Below are 20,955 nucleotides of genomic sequence, written 5' to 3'. Positions count from 1 at the left end.
TTCCATGAGCCAGACCCGTAAAGCCTACCGCGCCGCCCTCCTGCACAGCCTCGCCGACCCGGCCGAAGTGGGTGTGCCGGCCTCCTATGAATACTTCGAAGACGGCCTGCTGGTGGTCGAAGCCGGCAAGATCGTCGACGTCGGCGCTGCTGCCGATTTGCTGCCGACCTTGTCCGCCGATGTGGAAGTGCTGCACTACACGGATGCGCTGATCACCCCCGGCTTCATCGACACCCACATTCACTTCCCTCAGACCGGCATGGTCGGCTCCTACGGCGAACAGCTGCTGGACTGGCTGAACAACTACACCTTTCCCTGCGAGAGCCAGTTCGCCGACAAGGCCCATGCCGATGAAGTCGCCGACCTGTTCCTCAAGGAACTGCTGCGCAACGGCACCACCACCGCGCTGGTGTTTGCCAGCGTGCACCCGCAGTCGGTGGATGCGCTGTTCGAGGCGGCCGAACGCCTGGACCTGCGCCTGATTGCCGGCAAGGTGATGATGGACCGCAACGCCCCGGACTACCTGGTGGACACCGCCGAGACCGGTTACAGCGACAGCAAGACCCTGATCGAGCGCTGGCACGGCAAGGGCCGCCTGCACTACGCCGTGACCCCGCGCTTTGCCCCCACCAGCAGCGAGGCGCAGTTGACCTTGGCCGGCCAACTGCTGGGGGAATACCCGGACGTGTACATGCAGACCCACATCAGCGAGAACCTCAAGGAAGTGGAGTGGGTCAAGGCGCTGTTCCCCGAGCGCAAAAATTACCTGGACGTGTACGACCACTATCAGCTGCTGGGCCAACGCTCGGTGCTGGCACACGGTGTGCACCTGTGTGACGAGGAGTGCGCGCGGCTGGCCGAGACTGGCTCGGCCATCGCCTTCTGCCCCACCTCCAACCTGTTTTTGGGCAGCGGCCTGTTCGACCTGGCCCAGGCCGAAAAACACAAGGTCAACGTCGGCCTGGGCACCGACGTCGGCGGCGGCACCAGCTTCTCCCTGCTGCAGACGTTGAACGAAGCCTACAAGGTCATGCAGTTGCAGGGCGAGAAGCTCAGCCCTTTCAAGTCGCTGTACCTGGCCACCCTGGGCGGCGCTCGGGCGCTGCGCCTGGAAGACCGCATCGGCACCCTGCAACCGGGCACCGACGCCGACTTCGTGGTGCTGGATTACCACGCCACGCCACTGTTGTCGTACCGGATCAAACAGTCCAAGGCGTTCGAGGAAACCTTGTTCGTGCTGATGACGCTGGGGGATGACCGCACCGTGAGCGAGACGTTTGCGGCCGGGAAGTTGGTGCATAAACGCTGAGACCGGATTGTCCGGTTCCCGAGCAAGCTCGGGAACCCCATGAGCAATCACCCCGCTGGCACACCCTTCTCCCACTCCCCCCAATGGCCGACGATGTCCTTCACCAACGGCTCGCCGGTGCGATACAGATTCTCCAGCGCTGGCACAAAGCCGCCCTGATCGGCGTACTTGAGCAGGTTATCCACCTCGCTGTAGCCCGGATACGGCCGATCGAAATCAGACCCGGCGCGCACCACGGCCAGGCGCTGGATGTCCACGCGGCCGATGCGACTGGCCCGCAACAGGGCTTCGTAGGTGGAGTTGTCTTCCTGCTGGGTGGTGCAGTACTCGCCTTTGCCATCGGTCAGCAGCCGGGTCCAGACCTCGGCCCGCTCGCTCAGGCGCGTGCCGGAAAACCAGGTGTTGCCGGCCACGGTGTCGCAGCGGGTGACCATCGGCGGCAGGTTGGCCGGCGCGTGGGGGTAGTGCTGGCGCCAGTGGCTGGATTCCTTGCTCTCGCTCAACACCACATGGCGCGACAGCTCGTAGGCCTTGGATTGCAGTGCCGGGTTGAGCTCGAAGACCTCGGTCTTGTAGTCCAGCGGCGGTTTTTCATTGGGCCCCTTGGTGTTGATGCCCAGATAGCCGGTAGGCCAGCCCTTCGGTGCATCGCGCGAGTCGATCTCCCACTGGGTGCCGAACTCCACCAGGTAATGGGCCCAGGCGGTGGTACCCAAGGTGCCGAGCTTCGGGTTGATTCCGGCGATCCCGGCCACCAGGAACCAGGTCTTGCGCAGGTCGAACTCCGAGGACAGTGCCAGCGCCAAGGTCGACGCCGTGGCGTTGGTCTGGCCCATGCCGGTGGTCATCAGGCACACCTGATCGTCGTTGCAATGGACCATGGGGTATTCGGCCGACAGCCCCGGCACGGCAATGTCACGGGTCAGTTTGAGGCGTTCGATCCACAGTTGCGACTCCGGGCCGAACATGGCGATCAGCATGACCTTGGGCTGCACCGGCGGTGCATCGGCCGCCTGGGCCGGTGCGGTCAACGAGCCGCCCAGGCAAAGCGCGGCGGCGAGGATGAAACGGTTGTGGGTCTGCATCGGTTCTCTGCTCCTTAGAGAGTGTGGTCATCAGATGAGGTGTTCATGAATCAGGGCTTCGGACACCACCGGTTCCGGGCCCAGGCGGTAGGCCGCGCGCAACTCGTTGGCAGCCTCTTCGGCATGACCCCGGGAGGACGCATGCACCCAGCCTAACGGTCTTTGTTCGCCGACCAGGTCGCCAGGCAAGGCCAGTTCGCTGAAGCCCACCGACAGGTCGACGAGGTCATCAGGCTGCTGGCGTCCACCTCCCAGGGCCACCACGGCCAGGCCAAGGTTACGGGTATCGATCCCCACTACATAGCCGCTGGCCTGCGCCCAGACGGCGAAGCGGATCGGCGCCACAGGCAAGTGATACTCAGGTCGCTCACACAGGTCCGCCGGCCCGCCCAAAGCGGTGACCATGCGCTGGAAGCGCTGCAAGGCGGCGCCGCTGCTCCAGGCCTGCAGCAGTTGCTTGCGGGCCTGGGCCGGACTCGGCGCGCGCCCGGCCATGATCAGCGCCTGCTCGGCCAGGGCCAGGGTCACCTGCCAAAGACGCTCGCTGCGCACCTCACCCTTGAGCAGGGCGATGGCTTCAGCCACTTCCAGCGCATTGCCGGCACTGCGAGCCAGCGGTTGGTTCATGTCGGTGATCAGCGCACAGGTGCGTAACCCGGCGCCGTTGGCCACTTCGACGATGCTGCGGGCCAGTTCCCGGGCCTGGTCGGCCTCGGCCATGAACGCACCGTTGCCGGTCTTGACGTCCATGACCAGCACTTGCAGGCCGGCGGCAAGTTTCTTGGCGAGGATGGACGCAGTGATCAAGTCCACGGACTCCACCGTCGCCGTGACATCGCGAATGGCGTACAGGCGCTTGTCGGCTGCGGCCAAGGTCGCCGTGGGGCCGACAATGGCGCAGCCAACCTCGCTGACCACCTCGCGCAGGCGCTCGCTGCTCGGGCTGCAATCGTAGCCGGGAATGCTCTGCAACTTGTCCAGGGTCCCGCCGGTGTGGCCCAGCCCCCGGCCGGAAATCATCGGCACATAGCAACCGCAGGCGGCCAGCAGCGGCGCCAGCAGCAAGCTCACGAAGTCCCCGACGCCGCCGGTGGAATGCTTGTCCACTACGGGACCTGGCAGCGTCCACTGCCACACCTCCCCCGAGTCGCGCATGGCGACCGTCAGGGCAATGCGTTCATTGAGCTGCAGGCCCTTGAGCCATACCGCCATGGCGAACGCCGCCACCTGGGCGTCCCCCAGGCTATGGTCGGCGATGCCCGCGACAAAGCGGCGGATGTCGTCATTGTCCAGTACCTGGCCGTCGCGTTTGCGACGGATGACTTCCTGGGCCATCCACATGGGCATGCTCCTTGTTCACAGGGAAATGAAGAAACCGACGATGGCGGCGCTCATCAGGTTGGACAAAGTGCCACCGACCATGGCCCGAAAGCCCAGTTTCGCCAGTTCATGGCGCCGCTGCGGTGCGATCCCGCTCAGGCCGGCCAGTTGAATGGCAATCGACGACAGGTTGGCGAAGCCGCACAGGGCGAAGGTCACGATCACCTGAGTATGAGCCGACAACAGCGGCACGTTGGCCTGGGCCGCACGCTCGGCGGTCAGGTAGTTGCCCAGGTCGGCGTAGGCGACAAACTCGTTGAGGATCAACTTCTGTCCGATGAAGCCGCCCGCCAGCACGCACTCGTTCCATGGCACGCCGATGATGAAGGCCACCGGGGCCAGCAGGTAGCCGAGAATCAATTGCAAGGTCAGGTGCGGGAAGCCTACCCAGCCGCCAGCCCAGCCCAGCAGGCCGTTGAGCAAGGCAATCAGGCCGATGAAGGCCAGCAGCATGGCACCGACCGCCATGGCCAGGCGCAAGCCGACCTGTGCCCCTTCGGCGGCGGCATCGACGATGTTGGCCGGCTTGCTCTCCTTGTCGTCCAGTACATCCAGCGCCTGGGCTTCCACCACCTCTTCGGTCTCGGGCTCCATCAGCTTGGCCATCAACAGTGCGCCGGGCGCCGCCATGAAACAGGCCGCGATCAGATACCGCAGGTCTACCCCGAGTCCGGCGTAGCCCAGCAGCACGGAGCCGGCCACGGCGGCGAAGCCCCCGACCATCACCGTAAACAGCTCCGAACGGGTCATCTGGGCAATGAACGGACGCACCACCAGCGGCACTTCCGACTGGCCGATGAACACGGCCGAGGTCACCGCCATGGATTCGACCCGGCTGGTGCGCAACACCACGTGCAGAAAGCCGCCGACGATGCGGATGATCCAACCCATCACGCCGATGTAGTACATCACCGAGATGAAGCTGCCGAAGAACACGATCACCGGCAGCACCTTGATGGCGAAGACGAAACCGCCGCTGCCGAAGACCTCGAACATCTTCGGCGAGCCGAGCCCGCCAAACATAAACTCGATGCCCTGGTTGGCATAGGACTGCAACGACGATACCGCGCCGGCCAGATCCGCGAGAAGGGCCTGGCCCCAAGGCACGTAGAGGGCGAAAGCGCCGATCGCCACCTGGATGATGAACGCCCCGCTCACCGTTCGCCACTGGATGGCGCGACGCCGGGTGGACAACGCCAACGCAATCAGGACGAGTACCACAATGCCAAGCAGACTGATCATAAAGTCGGTTCCATCGAAAGGATCAAAAGGCGTTGAAGGCGCCAGGCAACAACTGTTCCAGGGTCCAGGTGCGGGACTGCTCCGGGTCGCTGCCTTGGCAGAGGATCAGTGCGTCAGGGGCCATCAGTTCCAGCAGCACCTGGCGACAGGCACCGCAGGGGCTGATCAGCTCGACCTTGGGCGCGTACACCGCCATGACCTTGAAGCTGCGCGGCACCTGGCCTTGGGAAATGGCGCTGAACAGTGCGCTGCGCTCGGCGCAGTTGGTCAGGCCATAGGAAATGTTTTCGACATTGCAGCCCTTGATCACCTCACCGTTGGCGCCCAGCAGGGCCGCGCCCACCGGGAAGTGCGAATAAGGTGAATAGGTCGCCTCGGCGGCGGCTCGGGCCGCTTCGAGCAATGGCGCATGCTCACTGGAAATCGTCATGTCAGGCTCCTGGGTGTGGTCAATGTCAGAACTGGTAACCCACGCCGAAGTAATAACCCCAGCCGGTGGAGCGGGCCTCGAAATTGCCGTCGCCGAAGTTAAGCTCGGTGCCGTCCTTCCAATTGCCGCCGTTATGAAAGTAGCGCCCTACCGCCATGAAACGCAGATGGGTGAAGGAGTACAGGAACACGTTGGTGGCCACCGTGGCGTTGTCGGTGCGTGACGGACCGGACTGCTCATGCAGGTCGGAGCCGAAGTCGAAGTTGGTGAAGCCGATGTAGGTCAACGAGGCACCGTTGTTGAACTTATTGATCGGCACTACGTATTTGAGCTGTGCCCGGTAACCGTCCCAGGCATATTCGTTGGCCGCGCCATAGTTCTCGAACTGGCGCCGCGCGTAAAGATTGGCCGAGAGGTTGACCCGCGAGTGGGTCTCGATATCGGTGCCGAAGCCGCTGTACAGGGTGTTGGCCCGGCCGGCGCGATTATGACCGTTGTCGTAGATCCAGTCGAAGGCGACGTAGAACTCCTTGAATGGGCCGAAGCCCAACTTGCGACCCAACAGTTCATCGATGGATATCCGCGGTTCGTGCTCCATGAAGATGGGCGAGCCCTTGTCCCAGGCGCCGCTGTCATGGCTGTTGCCAATGCCGAGGATTTTTGGCGCGTCGATATAACCGTACAACTCGAAGGGCCCCTTGCGACCGAAATACTCGTATTCCAGGTAGATATCATCCGAGGGTCGAGGGCCGAAACTGATGTCCTTGCTGCCGATCATCGTCAGGTTCTGGTTATACCAGGGCGCGGTTTTCTTATTGTCCACGGGCGGCGCTACGTCATAACTCAACCCTTGCCCCTGGGCGCTGTCGGCGCCGTCGGCCGGGGCCTGGGCGGCCCACCCCGTGGCGGCTGCCACGCTCCAGCCCAGCCCTACGCAAACGTTTGCAACTTTGATTTTCTTGTTCACTGCCACCGCCATACTCCTTGATCCTTCAAAGTTCAGGGTTATTCAGCGCGCACACTTCTGCGTCGCCGGTCAAAACCGGTGATCGGCACATCGCGTGGTTTTACTGTTCTGCGCGAGGCAGAGAAGCATCAACTTCCAGACGCTCGACCATGACGCCGGTCGCTGAATTGATGCGCGTTGACAGGGCTGGGAGATAGCAGTTTGTGTGCCATGTTCTTATTGTCTTTGGTTTCATTGGCTTGTGCCCCGAACAATGCCAGAGTTTGACCAAACGATCTACTTCGGAGCACCTGGTTTGTGCACGCTGCGCGCTTTCGGGGCGCACAGCCTGCACTTTGGCACTAATGCCTCAAGGCCTGGGCCGAATGCCATCAATGAACAGCTTCTGCACCCCTTCCAGTACCTCATTGAAGAACACCGGGTCGTCGAGGGTCTTGCCAGTGACGGCATCGATCTGGGTGCGGAAGTCGGTGTAATGCTGGGTGGTTGCCCATAGCGAAAAGATCAGGTGGTACGGCGCCACCGGTGCCAGCTTGCCAGCGTCGATCCAGCCTTGTATCACCGCGACCTTGGCGTCGACGGTCTCGCGCAGTGGCTGCTCCAGTTCACTCAGGAGCAAGGGCGCCCCCTGGATGATCTCCAGGCAGAACAAGCGCGACTCGGCGGGATGGTCGCGGGAGAGTTCCAGCTTGATGCGGATGTAGTCGGCAATGGCGACGATGGGGTCCTGCTCCAGCGTGAACCCGCGCAGGGGCAACAACCATACCTCGAGCAACTGGCGCAGCACGCTGAGGTACAGTTCTTCTTTGCTGGCGAAGTAGTACAGCAGGTTGGTTTTCGAGACATCCGCTGCGGTGGCGACCTGATCAAGGCTGGTACCGTGCAGGCCGAAGCGAGAGAAGATCTGCAGCGCCGCGTCGAGGATGGCAGTGCGTTTTCCTTCGACCAGACGGCTGCGGCGGCTGAGGGTGGCGGCGCTGGGGGTGCGCGTGGTCTTGGCGGGTTTGGGCTCTTTCATACCGGTGAGTTCCGCGAATGCAATGGTGGCACTTTACCTTGTTTCTTCGCGAGGGCCATGCCCCATCCCCGAGCATACACGCACAAACCAAGTGCTCTTTTTCAGACCGAATGGTCTTGTGTAAGCAACCACTGATCTCAAGCCGTTGATAGAAAACACTAAAAAAAACATGGCCTGCTATATGCAGATCCCGTAGATCTCGCCCCGTACGACAGAGGTCTCGCTCATGGACATTGGTGTCTTCATCCCCATCGGCAACAACGGCTGGTTGATTTCCGAAAACGCCCCCCAATACATGCCCACCTTCGAACTCAACAAAGAGATCGTGCAACGCGCCGAGCGCCATGGTCTGGACTTTGCGCTGTCAATGATCAAGTTGCGCGGCTTCGGCGGCAAGACCGAGTTCTGGGAACACAACCTCGAATCATTTACCTTGATGGCCGGCCTGGCCGCTGTCACCAGCCGCATTCAGTTGTATGCAACGGCAGCCACCCTGACCCTGCCTCCGGCCATCGTCGCGCGCATGGCCTCGACCATCGATTCCATCTCCAACGGCCGTTTCGGCATCAACCTGGTCACCGGCTGGCAGAAGCCGGAATACGAGCAGATGGGCCTGTGGCCCGGCGACGAATTCTTCGGCACTCGCTACGAATACCTGGCCGAATATGCCCAGGTCCTGCGCGATCTCTGGGCCAGCGGCACGAGTGACCTCAAGGGCAAGCATTTCACCATGACCGACTGCCGGGTGAGCCCCATCCCCAAGGCCGATATGAAAATCATCTGCGCCGGGCAGAGCGAGGCCGGCATGGCCTTCTCATCACAGTACGCCGACTACAACTTCTGCTTCGGCAAGGGCGTGAACACCCCCACCGCGTTCGCCCCCACCGCCCAGAAGCTGATCGACGCCAACCTGAAAACCGGGCGCAACGTCACCTCGTTTCCGTTGTTCATGATCATCGCCGCCGACACCGATGCCGCTGCCCACGAGCGTTGGGAGTACTACAAGGCCGGGGTCGATCAGGAGGCCATCGCCTGGCTGGGCGAGAAAGGCGCCGCCGACCAGAGCCCCGGCTCGAACATGCGCCAAATGGCCGACCCGACCTCTGCGGTCAACATCAACATGGGCACTCTGGTGGGCTCCTGGGCCAGTGTCGCGCGCATGCTCGACGAGGTGGCAACCGTGCCCGGCGCCCAAGGCGTGATGCTGACCTTCGATGACTTCGTGCTGGGGGTAGAGAACTTTGGCCAGAAAATCCAGCCGCTGATGAACAGCCGCCGCCATATCACCGCCGTCCAGGAGTCTGCCTGATGAGCCACGTATCCGGTTACGCCCCCGCCCTGCTCGAACGGCCCACCCGCACCCTGCCCGCTCGCCCGGAAGCCTTGAACCTCAAGGCCCACGAAACCGCATTGGTGGTGGTGGACATGCAGAATGCCTACTCCACCCTCGGCGGCTACCTGGACCTGGCGGGCTTTGATGTCAGCACCACGGGCCCGGTGATCGCCAATATCCAGAAGGCCCTGACCGCCGCCCGCGCCGCCGGCATGCCGGTGGTGTTCTTCCAGAACGGCTGGGACCCGGCCTACGTCGAGGCCGGCGGCCCCGGCTCGCCGAACTGGCATAAATCCAACGCCCTGAAAACCATGCGCCAGCGGCCGGAGTTGCAAGGCACCTTACTGGCCAAGGGCGGATGGGACTATCAACTGGTGGACGAACTGACCCCGCAGCCCGGCGACATGGTGGTGCCCAAGACCCGCTACAGCGGTTTCTTCAACACCAACTTCGACAGCCTGATGCGCAGCCGCGGCATCCGCAATCTGGTGTTCACCGGCATTGCCACCAACGTCTGCGTGGAGTCGACCCTGCGCGACGGTTTCTTCCTCGAATACTTCGGCGTGGTGCTGGCCGACGCCACCCATCAGGCCGGGCCTGCCTACGCGCAACAGGCGGCGCTGTTCAACATCGAGACCTTCTTTGGCTGGGTGTCCAGCGTGGATGACTTCTGCACCACCTTCGCCGCCGACACTGATCATTAAGGAAGTGCCATGACCAAGAAAGCGATCATCCCTGCCGGCACCGGCGTGCCCATTGCCCCCTTCGTACCCGGCTCCATGGCCGATGGCGTGCTGTATGTCTCCGGCACCCTGCCCTTCGACAAGGACAACAACGTGGTCCACGTCGGCGATGCCGGCGCCCAGACCCGGCATGTGCTGGAGACCATCAAAAGCGTCATCGAAACCGCCGGCGGCACGTTGGACGACGTCACCTTCAACATGATCATGCTGCGCGACTGGGCTGACTACGCGGCGATCAACCGGGTCTACGCCGAATATTTTGCCGGGGAAAAACCAGCGCGCTATTGCATCCAGTGCGGCCTGGTCAAACCGGAGGCGCTGATCGAAATCGCCAGCATCGCTCATATCGGCTAACGAAAAGGATTGACCCATGTATCACGAAATTCTCGGACGCACCGACCCCGCTGCGCCCACGCTGGTGTTCAGCTCCGGGCTGGGCGGCTCGGCGCGTTTCTGGGGGCCGCAGTTGCCGGTGCTGCTGGAGAACTACCGTGTGGTGCTATACGACCAGAGCGGCTGCGGCCGGTCGCCGGCGACCCTGCCCGAGGGCTACAGCATCGGCGACATGGCCCGTGAAGTGCTGGCCCTGCTGGACAGTCTGAAGATCGAGCGCTGCCATTTCATTGGGCATGCGCTGGGTGGGCTGGTGGGGCTGGAGATGGCCCTGCAACGGCCGTCGCTGCTGCAAAGCCAGGTGCTGATCAACGCCTGGAGCCGTCCGAACGACCACAGCGCCCGCTGCTTCGCGGTGCGCAAGACCTTGCTGCGCGATAGCGGCCCGGCAGCTTATGTACAGGCCCAGGCGCTGTTTCTGTACCCGGCGGACTGGATCGCCGCCCACAGCGCGCAATTGGCCGAAGACGACGCCCATGCGTTGGCGCATTTCCCCGAGCCGGGCAATCTGCTCAAGCGAATCGCAGCGCTACAGGCGTTCGATGTGGATGGGCGGCTCGCGGACATCACCACACCGACGCTGGTGATCGCCAACCGCGACGACATGCTGGTGCCGTGGCAGCAATCCGAACGCCTGGCTGCGCGCATGCCGCGGGCGGAGCTGAAGGTGCTGACCTATGGCGGGCATGCGTCGAGTGTGAGTGATCCAGGGGTATTCAACGAGGTGTTGCTGGCGTTTGTGCAGGAGCAGAACTGACAACGGAGGGTGAGGCGACCGGCCTCTTCGCGGGCAAGCTTGCACGCGAAGAGGCCCGATGTTTCAACCCCTGGTCGGCTTCTTCCCCAACATCAAATGCGAAAACACCGCATGCAGATCATCCGACGCGCTCTCTTCGTCGAGGTTGAGCTTGCTGTCGATATGGTCCATGTGATGCATCATCAATTCCACCGCCAGCTTGAGGTTGCGCGCCTCGATGGCGTCGATCAGCTGGGTGTGTTCATCGTAGGAACAGTGCGAGCGGTTGCCGCCTTCGTACTGGGCGATGATCAATGAAGTCTGCGACACCAGGCTGCGCTGGAAGCTGATCAAGGGCGTGTTGCGAGCGGCCTCGGCGAGCTTGAGGTGGAACTCGCCGGACAGGCGAATGCCGGCGCCACGGTCGCCACGGGAGAAACTGTCGCGCTCGTCGCGTACCATCTGCCGCAGTTCTGCCAACTGCTCGGCACTGGCGTGTTCCACGGCCAGTTCAGTGATGGCTTTTTCCACCAGCCGCCGGGCGAAGAACACTTGCCTGGCTTCGTCCACGCTGGGGCTGGCCACCACCGCACCGCGGTTGGGGCGCAACAACACCACCCCTTCATGGGCCAGCCGCGACAATGAGCGACGGATGATGGTGCGGCTCACACCAAAGATCTCGCCCAGGGCTTCCTCGCTCAATTTGGTACCCGGTGCCAGGCGCTGCTCGAGGATCGCCTCGAAAATGTGCGCATAGACGATGTCATCCTGGGTGCCACTGCGCCCGACCTTGCTGGCACGCGACGCTTTCTTGAGGGGTTGCAGCTGTTCGTTCATGGGGACTCGGGGGCGATGGATCGGCAGTCGGGGCATTGTACACAGCGCCGTCGTGGTCTGTCAGGTCATGCGCGGGGCGATGGGCCACAGGTTTCACCCGACCGTTCGCGCACAATATTAAAAACAGTATTTGCATTCTTTGTATACAAAAGCATAATCCGCTTCGAGACAGTTCCTGACTTTATGGTCAACTCACTGCCTTCGATACCTCACGAAGCACGAACCTCGCGATGTGCTTCGCCAAAAACAAGAAAGTCTTGAGGAGTAACCCGCTGTGGAAAGCCCCAAATCCGAAGCCCCTACGCTGGATCTCGCACCCGTCGGCAACAGCTGGCTGGAGCGGATTTTCAAACTCAAGCTGCATGGCACCACCGTCAAGACCGAAATGCTGGCCGGCGTGACCACCTTCATCACCATGGCCTACATCATATTCGTCAACCCCAACATCATGGCCGATGCGGGCATCGACCATGGCGCGGCATTCGTCGCCACCTGCATTGCCGCTGCCCTGGGCTGCCTGCTCATGGGCCTCTACGCCAACTGGCCGGTGGGCCTGGCACCGGGCATGGGCCTCAACGCCTTCTTCACCTACACCGTGGTCGGCACCATGGGCTACCACTGGGAGACCGCTTTGGGTGCGGTGTTCGTCTCAGGGGTGCTGTTCATGATCCTCACCGTGTCGCGGGTCCGTGAATGGTTGCTCAACAGCATCCCCGTCAGCTTGCGCTACGCCATGGGCGCGGGGGTGGGTCTGTTCCTCGGGGTCATCGGCCTGAAAACCTCCGGCATCATCGTTGCCAGCCCCGCCACCCTGATCAAGCTCGGCTCCCTGCGTGAACCCGGCCCGCTGCTGACGGCGGTGTGCTTCCTGCTGATCGCGGTGCTCAGCTATCACCGGGTGTTTGGCGCAATCCTGATCAGCATCATTGCCGTGACCCTCGCCGGCTGGGGCCTGGGCCTGGTGCAGTACAGCGGGATCTACTCGCTGCCACCGAGCCTGGCGCCCACCTGGCTGGCCATGGACATCAAGGGCGTATTCAACGTCAGCATGATCAGCGTGGTGCTGGCGTTCCTGTTCGTGCACATGTTCGACACCGCCGGCACCCTGATGGGCGTGGCCCAGCGGGCGGGTCTGGTCAATGCCGACGGGCGCATCGAGAACCTGTCCCGGGCGCTCAAGGCCGACAGCGCGTCCAGCGTGCTCGGCGCGCTGGTGGGCGTGCCGCCCGTGACCAGCTACGTGGAAAGCGCCGCCGGTGTCGCGGCCGGGGGCCGCACCGGCCTCACGGCAGTGACCGTCGGCGTGCTGTTCATCGCCGCGATGTTCTTTGCTCCGCTGGCCGGGATGATCCCTGCCTATGCCACCGCCGGGGCGCTGATCTACGTGGCCATGCTGATGATGGGCGGTCTGGCCCATATCAACTGGGAGGAAGCCACCGACAGCATTCCGGCGATCGTCACGGCGATCATGATGCCGCTGACGTTCTCCGTGGCCGACGGCATCGCCCTGGGCTTCATCACCTACGTGGTGCTCAAGGCCGGGACCGGACGACACAGAGAAATCTCCGTGAGTCTGTGGGTCCTTTGTGCGATATTCATCGCCAAGTTTGTATACCTTTAAACACCCATACGATTAAAAAAGCCTCGCCCTTCAGGGCGGGGCTTTTGTCTGCAAGGAGAACACGCGATGAGTCTGGAAACCTGGCTGCTGTTCAGCGGCGCGGCGCTGGTGGTCATTCTGATTCCCGGTCCTTTGTCGCTGCTGATGATCGGCAATAGCCTGAATTACGGGCTGCGTCGTTCCTACCCGGCGTTTCTCGGTGGCGTCAGCGCCTCGATCTGCCTGCTCAGCGCCTCGGCGCTAGGGCTGGGGGCCTTGCTGATGGCCTCCGAGCGGGTATTTGGCGGGTTGAAAATTGTCGGCGGGCTGTACCTGTTCTATCTCGCCTGGCAAAGCTGGCAGCAATCCCGGCAACCGGCTCACGGCCAGGAGGTCCCGGGCGATCTGCCTGCGCCGCGTTTCGGTGCACTGTTCGGCCGTGCCTTTGTGCTGGGCGCGAGCAACCCCAAGGACATCCTGTTCTTTGCCGCATTTCTGCCGCAGTTTCTCAGCGCAGAGCAGCCCTTGCCCGGGCAACTGCTGGTGATGATCATCACCTGGACCTTGCTCGACCTGCTGTGCAAGCTGGCCTACGGGCTGGGTGCCCACGGCGCGGCCCGCTACCTGCGCACAGGGCGCGGGCAGAGCTGGTTCAACCGGATCAGTTGCGGGTTGTTCGGCGCGGCGGGGGTGGCGGCGGTGTTGAGCCGATAAAATCGTGTTGAGGCGAGCGGCCTCAACACATCTTTCGGACCTTAATGCGGCGCCAACTGCCCCACCTTGGCCATCATCACAGCCGCAAATTGCTCCGGCGTCATTTTCTGGCCGTTGAAGTCGACCATGCCGTCCACGTAGTGCAGCCGCGAAACAATGTTGTCACCCTCGACCTTCGCCAGCCCGAACACCTGCGCCATGCCGGCGACACCGTCCGCCGTGCCCTGAGCCTGCTTGGCCAGTGCCGCCGGATCGGTCATGCCCTGGCTTTGCGCCTGCAAGGTGACCAGATCGCCGATCATCGGCTTGGACAGGAGCACCTGGGCCTTGAACTCGGCCACCATCTTCTTGTACAGATCGTCCGCCGGCTGGTCGAAGGTCCCCGGGTTGGTCAGGTCCAGCATCAGGCTGGCCTGGCTTTCACCATGGGTGGTCTTGAGCGACAGGTTTTCCAGTTCGACATGGGGCTTGCCGGCCAGCAGCGCCGTCAATTCATTGCTCAGTTGCAACTGGTCGGCATCCGTCAGATGCAAGTCATAGGGCTGCCCCCCCGCCCGGGCGGCCTGCGCGGCCGCTGCCTGGGGCAGGACCTTGGTCTGGTAGAAATCCACCAGGGCCTGACTGGCGGTGATGTCGAAGTTGCTGAACTTGCCCGCCATGTGCGATGAGCCGACTTCCTTGCCGCCGACATTGATCATGCCGACGTCATAGTTGACCTGCCCGGCCAGATTGCCATCGACTTCCTGCAGCAGGCTGGCGCTGGTGAAATCCTTGAACTGGATGGCCGGCTGGCCTTGCACCTGACCGGACAGCAGCGCCACCTTGCCGTCGGTATGCCCCAGGTAGAACCCGGAGCGGCCCTTGGTGCCGCCCGAGCTGAAGGTGAAACCGTTGACCTGCAGGTTCATCGGACCGCCGCGGGTCGGCAAGGTCAACTGCAAGGCATCAAGGCTGCCGGTGGTGTCGAGGCGTTTGCCGTCGTCGCCGTACTTGACCTGCGCGGTGGCGCCGGAGAAATGCATCGGGTGGCCGGCGTCGTCCACGGCAAAGGGCAACAGTTTTATGTCCAGCACCGTGTTGCGGTCATAACCGACCACGGCGCGGCCCTGCAAGGGCGCTGCGTCGTGGGTGGCAGCGAACCACTTCTCGGTGGTCGGCGTGCGTACCAGGTCGAAATGGCTGGCGACCATGACCGGCACCAGGTCCAGAGCCCGGACCCGCGACCAGGGCAGCGGGCCGTGCTCCAGATGGTCGGCGAAATCCAGTTCCAGCGGTTTGCCGTCTACCCTGAAATGGGCACCTTCGAGCACCAGCTTGTAGCGGATGTCGCTGCTGAACACATGCCGGTCCACCGACACCACGTCCAGATGCGCCGGGCCGTTGTCGCCCACCATGCGCTGCGCCAACTCGTGGTTGGCCTGCTCGACCGCGTCGCGAATGACCCCCTCGACCCGGGTGCCGGTGTACCAGGCGCCGCCACTGGCAACGGCGCCGACCACGATGACGATTCCTGCGATGACCTTGACTGCTTTACTCATGATCTGACCTGGCGAGTTCCTTTCGTGCGGGCGGTGAGGCGCCCGCCATGTGAAGGGCAAGGTTACCTGTGTGCCCTGGTTAACGACAGTCCGAATAACGGCCAGGAACACGTTCTTCACTGATTGCCGGGACGCGGTGAGCAGGTGTGGCAGGAGGGCGCTTATCTTCCCCTGTGTGCAGTGGAGAACAAAAAAAAGCCCGCAGTGTGGGCGGGCGAGGTTACCAACGAAGTCGTCACACGCCTTCAGCCAGGTATAAAAAGAGACCTTTCAGGCTAACTGCCGCGATAAGTGGAGTAGCTGTAAGGCGAAAGGAGCAACGGCACATGGTAGTGGTCCTGCCCGGCATCGATGCCAAAACGCAGCACCACCACATCGAGGAAGGCCTGGCTGGACAGTTCGGTGCCCCGCGCGCGGTAGTAGTCACCGGCACTGAACTGCAACTGGTAAACCCCGGTGCGATAGGCCTCGCCCTCCAGCAGGGGCGCGTCGCAGCGCCCGTCGTTGTTGGTCAGGGCCTCGGCGACCAGCGTCAGTTCATGGCCTTGAACGCTGTACAGCTCGACCTTGATGGCGCTGCCGGGGCATCCGTGAGCGGCGTCGAGTACGTGGGTGGTCAAACGTCCCATGGGTGTGCAGTCCTCTTTGATGACGGGTGCAGGCTGCACCGAGCTGGGCCGGGCAATGGCCTGTTTGACGATTATTAAGACAGTTTAAACAAAAATTGTACACAATATTTTGATCGATATCACCGTTTTTTGCCTTCAGGCTCAGCGACAGCGCCCTGGCCTGCGCAATGCTGAAGGTGCTCTACCCGTCCCGACTCGCAGACTTTTACCTGACCTGTTAGGCAGGATTTTTGCAAGCCTGACGAGACGCGATAAAACACCGTTTTCAAGAAAATCGGGCTTACAATTTTAATCTAAAGTTGTATACAATAAATCCATCGTCGTGGCGCAGCACTGCCAGCCAGCAACCGCCACGCCACCCCCATGACGCACAAAAGGATATTGCGGTGAGCGCTGACTACCCACGCGACTTGATCGGTTACGGTCCCACCCCTCCCCACCCGCAATGGCCCGGCAATGCACGGATCGCCCTGTCGTTCGTGCTCAATTACGAAGAAGGCGGCGAACGCAACATTCTCCACGGCGACAAGGAATCCGAAGCCTTCCTCTCCGAGATGGTCGCTGCCCAGCCCCTGCAGGGCGAGCGCAACATGAGCATGGAGTCGCTGTACGAATACGGCAGCCGCGCCGGCGTCTGGCGCATTCTCAAGCTGTTCCGGGAATTCGACATCCCGCTGACCATCTTTGCCGTGGCCATGGCCGTCCAGCGCCATCCGGATGTGATCCGCGCCATGGTCCAGGCCGGCCACGAGATCTGCAGCCACGGCTACCGCTGGATCGACTACCAGTACATGGACGAGGCGCAGGAGCGCGAGCACATGCTCGAAGCCATCCGCATTCTCACCCAGATCACCGGCGAACGCCCACTGGGCTGGTACACCGGGCGCACCGGGCCGAACACCCGCCGTCTGGTGATGGAAGAAGGTGGCTTTCTCTACGACTCGGACACCTACGACGACGACCTGCCCTATTGGGAGCCGAACAACCCTACCGGCAAGCCGCACCTGGTGATCCCCTACACCCTGGACACCAATGACATGCGCTTTACCCAAGTCCAGGGCTTCAACAATGGCGACCAGTTTTTCCAGTACCTCAAGGACGCGTTCGACGTGCTCTACGCCGAGGGCAGCGAAGCGCCGAAGATGCTTTCCATCGGCCTGCACTGCCGCCTGATCGGCCGGCCGGCGCGGCTGGCGTCGCTCAAGCGCTTTCTGGCCTATGCCAAGAGCCATGAGCAAGTCTGGTTCACCCGCCGTGTCGACATCGCGCGCCACTGGCACGCCACCCACCCGTTTACCGTGCAGGATCCGCAATGAGTACTTTCCAGACCCTCAAGCCGTCCACCCTGAGCCGCCCGCAGTTCGTCGAGGCCTTCAAGGATGTCTACGAGCACTCGCCCTGGGTCGCCGAAAAGGCCTACGACCTGGGGGCGACCCGCGAGCTGGACCGGATCGAGGCCGTACATCAGCGCATGAGCGACGTGCTCTTGAGCAGTGATCACGCCGCCCAGTTGGCCTTGATCAATGCCCACCCGGACCTGGCCGGCAAAGCCGCCGTGCAGGGTGAACTGACCCTGGCCAGCACCGACGAGCAAGCCGGCGCCGGTATTCACCAGTGCAGCAAAGAAGAGTTCCAGCGCTTCACCGAGCTGAACGACGCCTACAAGGCCCGTTTCGGCTTTCCCTTCATCATGGCGGTCAAGGGCAGCAACCGGCATCAGATTCTCGCCGCCTTCGAAACGCGCATCCATCACTCGGCCGAAGCCGAATTTGCCTGCGCGCTGGCCGAGATCAACAAGATTGCGCGTTTTCGCCTCGACAACCTTTGATGACCTTTCGGCGCGTGTGACGCGCTTCCCCAGCCCCCAATTCAAGGCAGACAAGAATGAAAGCTTACGCCGTACCCTTCGAGAAGTTCGTCAACCTGGCCGACGCCCGCCTGGGCACCAAGGCCCTGTCGGTCACCGATGACTGGTTCGCCGACGTCAACCGCCTGTTCCAGCCCACCCCGGCGGTGTGGAAGGAAGGCGTGTTCGACGACAACGGCAAATGGATGGACGGCTGGGAATCGCGCCGCAAGCGCTTCGAAGGGTATGACAGCGCGGTGATCCGCCTGGGCGTGGCCGGCAGCATCAAGGGCGTGGACATCGACACCTCGTTCTTCACCGGCAACTTCCCGCCGTCGGCCTCGCTGGAGGGCTGCTACCTGGCCGAAGGCGATCCCACCGAAAGCACTGTGTGGGTCGAAGTACTGGCCGCCGTGGAGCTGCAAGGCAACAGCCATCACTACCATGAGATCAACCAGAGCCAAGCGTTCAGTCACCTGCGCTTCAACATCTACCCGGACGGCGGCGTGGCTCGCCTGCGGGTCTATGGTGTGCCCCATCGTGACTGGTCGGCCGTGGCCGACAACGAGCAGATCGACCTGGTGGCGGCCCTCAACGGCGGCCGCGCGCTGGCCTGTTCCGACGAGCATTTCGGCCGCATGAGCAACATCCTCAACCCCGGCCGTGGCGTCAACATGGGCGACGGCTGGGAAACCGCGCGGCGCCGCACCCCCGGCAACGACTGGGTGATCGTTGCCCTGGGTCACCCCGGCGTGGTGGAACAGATCGTCGTCGACACCCTGCACTTCAAAGGCAACTACCCGGACAGCTGCTCGATCCAGGGTGCCTTCGTCAAAGGCGGCACCGACAGCCAGATCGAAACCCAAAGCCTGTTCTGGCGCGAGCTGTTGCCCAGCCAGAAGCTGGAGATGCATCAGGAACACAGCTTCGCCGAACAGATCAGGGCGCTGGGGCCGATTACCCATATTCGCCTGAATGTGTTCCCCGATGGGGGCGTGAGCCGGCTGCGGGTATTGGGCAAAATTGCCAGATAGTTTATTGCGCCAACCTTGGATCAGGTGCCTGGCTCTGTGGGAACAAGGCTTGCCGGCGATGCACACGACGAGGTCTGCCTGGACTGCGTGGTGATGCTATCGCAGGCAAGCCCTGCTCCCACCGGAGATGGCCTGAGTTTCTACACAAGACAGAAGAACTCCCTATGCGCACCTTAGTGATCGAGCCCCTGACCAAAGAAGCCTTTGCCCCTTTCGGCGATGTGATCGAAACCGACGGCAGTGATCACTTCATGATCAACAACGGCTCGACCCTGCGTTTCCATCGTCTGGCCGACGTGCAACTGGGCGCACCGGACGACACGGCGATCATCAGCATCTTCCGCGCCGAGGCGCTGACGATGCCGTTGACCGTGCGCATGCTGGAGCGCCATCCGCTGGGCAGCCAGGCCTTCGTGCCACTGCTCGGCAAACCCTTTCTGATCGTGGTCGCGCCGATTGGCGACGTACCGGTATCGGAGCATGTCCGCGCCTTCATCAGCAATGGAGCGCAGGGCATCAATTACCATCGCGGCGTCTGGCACCACCCGGTGCTGACGATCGAAAAGCGGGATGACTTCCTGGTGGTTGATCGCAGTGGCACAGGCAACAACTGCGATGAGCATTTCTTCAATGAGGCAGAACACCTGATCCTCGCCCCCCACCTATAAGAGAAGGCTCGGCGACCGCCCCGCGGTCGCTGGCAAGAGGTAGTAACTGTGGAAGCACATCTGATCGAATGGCTCAATTTGAGCGTGCGCTGGGTTCACATGATTGTCGGCATCGCCTGGATCGGTGCCTCTTTCTATTTCGTCTGGCTGGAGAACAACCTCAACCGCGTCAACCCCCGCGACGGCCTGTCCGGGGATCTCTGGGCCATCCACGGTGGCGGTATCTACCACCTGGAAAAATACAAGCTGGCCCCGCCGAAAATGCCGGACAACCTGCACTGGTTCAAATGGGAAGCCTACTGGACCTGGATGTCGGGCATCGCCCTTCTCTGCGTGGTGTTCTACTCCAACCCCACCCTGTACTTGCTGCAACCGGGCAGTTCCTTGACCGGGATCGAAGGCATCGGCATCGGCCTGGGTTCACTGGCCATCGGCTGGCTGGTGTACGACGTGCTCTGCGATTCGCCGCTGGGCAAGCGCCCGGTGCTGCTGGGGGTGATCCTCTATGTGCTGATCATCGGCGCCTGCTTCGGCTACAGCCAGATCTTCAGCGGCCGTGGCACCTACCTGCACACCGGCGCGCTGATCGGCACCATCATGGTCGGCAATGTGTTCCGAATCATCATGCCGGCGCAACGGGCGCTCGTGGCCGCGATCGCCGAGAACCGCACCCCGGACCCGACCCTGCCGGCCAAGGGCCTGCTGCGCTCGCGGCATAACAACTACTTCACCTTGCCGGTGCTGTTCATCATGATCAGCAACCACTTTCCCAGCACCTACGGCAGCCAGTACAACTGGCTGATCCTGGCGGGGATCGCGGTGTGTGCGGTGCTGGTGCGGCACTATTTCAACACCCGTCACGACAGCGGAAAATATGCCTGGGCGATGCCGGCAGCGGCGCTGGGCATGATCTGCCTGGCCTATGCGACGGCACCGGCTCGCCATCCGGGTGCGGTAGCGGCCGCTCCCGCTGCGATCCAGTACCAACCGTTGCCAGAGACCGCCGTGGGCGGTGTGCGCGCCGATGAACAGCCAGCACCTGTGGCGGCGGCCGCGTCAGCGCCTGTCACCCCAGACCCTGCCCCTGCAGCACCAGCCGCAGCGGGCGGTGACGGCGCCAAGGCGGTGGCGGTGATCCACGAACGCTGCACCGTCTGCCATTCAGCCAACCCCACCAGCCCGCTGTTCAGTACGGCGCCCGCCGGGGTCATCTTCGACACACCGCAACAGATCCAGGCGCTGGCCCCGCGCATCCAGGCCCAGGCGGTGGCCAGCCAGATCATGCCGCTGGGCAACATGACCAAGATGACACAGGAAGAGCGCGACTTGATCGGGCAGTGGATTTCCAAGGGGGCTGCCGTTAACTGACCCCACACAATCGGCGCAGGCGCCGACCCTGGTCAGCGCCTGCGCCGAGTCAAGTCCGAACGTTTCACCCCAACAAAAACAAGAA

At 62.6% G+C, this 20,955-nt stretch carries 21 protein-coding genes; 12 read left to right on the top strand and 9 right to left on the bottom strand.

Annotated elements, in window-relative coordinates:
* Positions 1-4: 4 nt before the first annotated feature.
* The gene (guaD, locus tag HB675_RS08485; RefSeq protein ID WP_213877634.1) at positions 5-1,309 is read left to right on the top strand and encodes a guanine deaminase; all 1,305 of its coding nucleotides are present in this window, start codon (positions 5-7) and stop codon (positions 1,307-1,309) included.
* 47 nt (positions 1,310-1,356) lie between these two features.
* On the opposite strand, the gene HB675_RS08480 is transcribed toward guaD, so the two are convergent.
* The 6 genes from HB675_RS08480 to rutR form a co-directional block, all read right to left on the bottom strand.
* Positions 1,357-2,394, bottom strand: coding sequence for a purine nucleoside permease (locus HB675_RS08480; protein WP_213877632.1), 1,038 nt, complete (start codon positions 2,392-2,394; stop codon positions 1,357-1,359).
* Positions 2,395-2,424: 30 nt separating this feature from the next.
* Entirely contained in the window at positions 2,425-3,735 is a 1,311-nt protein-coding gene (gene deoA / locus HB675_RS08475; RefSeq protein WP_213877630.1) for a thymidine phosphorylase, read from the bottom strand.
* 15 nt (positions 3,736-3,750) lie between these two features.
* Positions 3,751-5,016, bottom strand: coding sequence for a NupC/NupG family nucleoside CNT transporter (locus tag HB675_RS08470; RefSeq protein ID WP_213877628.1), 1,266 nt, complete (start codon positions 5,014-5,016; stop codon positions 3,751-3,753).
* Between the two features lie 22 nt (positions 5,017-5,038).
* The gene (locus HB675_RS08465; protein ID WP_213877626.1) at positions 5,039-5,446 is read right to left on the bottom strand and encodes a cytidine deaminase; all 408 of its coding nucleotides are present in this window, start codon (positions 5,444-5,446) and stop codon (positions 5,039-5,041) included.
* Positions 5,447-5,471: 25 nt separating this feature from the next.
* A complete protein-coding gene (locus HB675_RS08460) occupies positions 5,472-6,425 on the bottom strand; it encodes a nucleoside-specific channel-forming protein Tsx (protein WP_213877624.1) in 954 nt (317 codons plus the stop codon).
* A 337-nt stretch (positions 6,426-6,762) separates the two neighbouring features.
* A complete protein-coding gene (gene rutR / locus HB675_RS08455; protein ID WP_213877623.1) occupies positions 6,763-7,431 on the bottom strand; it encodes an HTH-type transcriptional regulator RutR in 669 nt (222 codons plus the stop codon).
* A 226-nt stretch (positions 7,432-7,657) separates the two neighbouring features.
* Here rutR and rutA point away from each other — a divergent pair, with 226 nt between their 5' ends.
* Genes rutA through rutD form a run of 4 tightly spaced genes read left to right on the top strand, consistent with a single transcriptional unit; the run spans position 7,658 to position 10,657 of the window.
* Positions 7,658-8,740 carry a pyrimidine utilization protein A gene (rutA, locus tag HB675_RS08450; RefSeq protein WP_213877621.1) on the top strand — a complete coding sequence of 361 codons (1,083 nt, stop codon included), beginning with the start codon at positions 7,658-7,660 and terminating at the stop codon, positions 8,738-8,740.
* Positions 8,740-9,468 carry a pyrimidine utilization protein B gene (gene rutB / locus HB675_RS08445; RefSeq protein WP_213877619.1) on the top strand — a complete coding sequence of 243 codons (729 nt, stop codon included), beginning with the start codon at positions 8,740-8,742 and terminating at the stop codon, positions 9,466-9,468. The genes rutA and rutB overlap by 1 nt, the downstream gene beginning before the upstream one ends.
* A 9-nt stretch (positions 9,469-9,477) precedes the next feature.
* Positions 9,478-9,861, top strand: a complete 384-nt coding sequence (rutC, locus tag HB675_RS08440) for a pyrimidine utilization protein C (RefSeq protein ID WP_213877618.1) — start codon at positions 9,478-9,480, stop codon at positions 9,859-9,861.
* Between the two features lie 16 nt (positions 9,862-9,877).
* The gene (gene rutD, locus HB675_RS08435; protein ID WP_213877616.1) at positions 9,878-10,657 is read left to right on the top strand and encodes a pyrimidine utilization protein D; all 780 of its coding nucleotides are present in this window, start codon (positions 9,878-9,880) and stop codon (positions 10,655-10,657) included.
* Positions 10,658-10,720: 63 nt separating this feature from the next.
* On the opposite strand, the gene HB675_RS08430 is transcribed toward rutD, so the two are convergent.
* Positions 10,721-11,473 (bottom strand): GntR family transcriptional regulator, encoded by a 753-nt coding sequence (locus HB675_RS08430; RefSeq protein WP_213877614.1) that lies wholly within the window; start codon positions 11,471-11,473, stop codon positions 10,721-10,723.
* Positions 11,474-11,747: 274 nt separating this feature from the next.
* On the opposite strand from HB675_RS08430, the gene HB675_RS08425 reads away from it, so the two are divergent.
* Together HB675_RS08425 and HB675_RS08420 are read left to right on the top strand one after the other, a co-directional pair.
* Positions 11,748-13,094: an NCS2 family permease gene (locus HB675_RS08425; protein ID WP_213877612.1), complete on the top strand. Its 1,347-nt coding sequence runs from the start codon at positions 11,748-11,750 to the stop codon at positions 13,092-13,094.
* 66 nt (positions 13,095-13,160) lie between these two features.
* A complete protein-coding gene (locus HB675_RS08420) occupies positions 13,161-13,787 on the top strand; it encodes a LysE family translocator (RefSeq protein WP_213877610.1) in 627 nt (208 codons plus the stop codon).
* Between the two features lie 41 nt (positions 13,788-13,828).
* On the opposite strand, the gene HB675_RS08415 is transcribed toward HB675_RS08420, so the two are convergent.
* Positions 13,829-15,325, bottom strand: coding sequence for a YdgA family protein (locus HB675_RS08415; RefSeq protein WP_213877608.1), 1,497 nt, complete (start codon positions 15,323-15,325; stop codon positions 13,829-13,831).
* A gap of 275 nt (positions 15,326-15,600) precedes the next feature.
* On the bottom strand, positions 15,601-15,954 hold the full coding sequence (uraH, locus tag HB675_RS08410; RefSeq protein WP_213877606.1) for a hydroxyisourate hydrolase: 354 nt from the start codon (positions 15,952-15,954) through the stop codon (positions 15,601-15,603).
* A 386-nt stretch (positions 15,955-16,340) separates the two neighbouring features.
* Between uraH and puuE the strand changes: the two genes are divergently transcribed.
* From puuE to HB675_RS08385, 5 genes are all read left to right on the top strand, one after another.
* The gene (gene puuE, locus HB675_RS08405) at positions 16,341-17,270 is read left to right on the top strand and encodes an allantoinase PuuE (protein WP_213877604.1); all 930 of its coding nucleotides are present in this window, start codon (positions 16,341-16,343) and stop codon (positions 17,268-17,270) included.
* A complete protein-coding gene (uraD, locus tag HB675_RS08400) occupies positions 17,267-17,782 on the top strand; it encodes a 2-oxo-4-hydroxy-4-carboxy-5-ureidoimidazoline decarboxylase (RefSeq protein ID WP_213877602.1) in 516 nt (171 codons plus the stop codon). Before puuE ends, uraD begins: the two co-directional genes overlap by 4 nt.
* A 56-nt stretch (positions 17,783-17,838) precedes the next feature.
* Positions 17,839-18,834 carry an allantoicase gene (gene alc / locus HB675_RS08395; RefSeq protein ID WP_213877600.1) on the top strand — a complete coding sequence of 332 codons (996 nt, stop codon included), beginning with the start codon at positions 17,839-17,841 and terminating at the stop codon, positions 18,832-18,834.
* Positions 18,835-18,998: 164 nt separating this feature from the next.
* On the top strand, positions 18,999-19,502 hold the full coding sequence (locus HB675_RS08390; protein ID WP_213877598.1) for an ureidoglycolate lyase: 504 nt from the start codon (positions 18,999-19,001) through the stop codon (positions 19,500-19,502).
* A gap of 48 nt (positions 19,503-19,550) precedes the next feature.
* Positions 19,551-20,870, top strand: a complete 1,320-nt coding sequence (locus tag HB675_RS08385; RefSeq protein ID WP_213877596.1) for a urate hydroxylase PuuD — start codon at positions 19,551-19,553, stop codon at positions 20,868-20,870.
* The last annotated feature ends 85 nt before the right edge of the window (positions 20,871-20,955 follow it).

The sequence above is a fragment of the Pseudomonas sp. dw_358 genome, assembly GCF_018449655.1.
In the GTDB taxonomy this organism is placed as follows: Bacteria; Pseudomonadota; Gammaproteobacteria; order Pseudomonadales; family Pseudomonadaceae; genus Aquipseudomonas.
The sequence above is the reverse complement of the archived record's forward strand: the minus strand, read 5'-3'. Positions and strand labels throughout refer to the sequence as shown.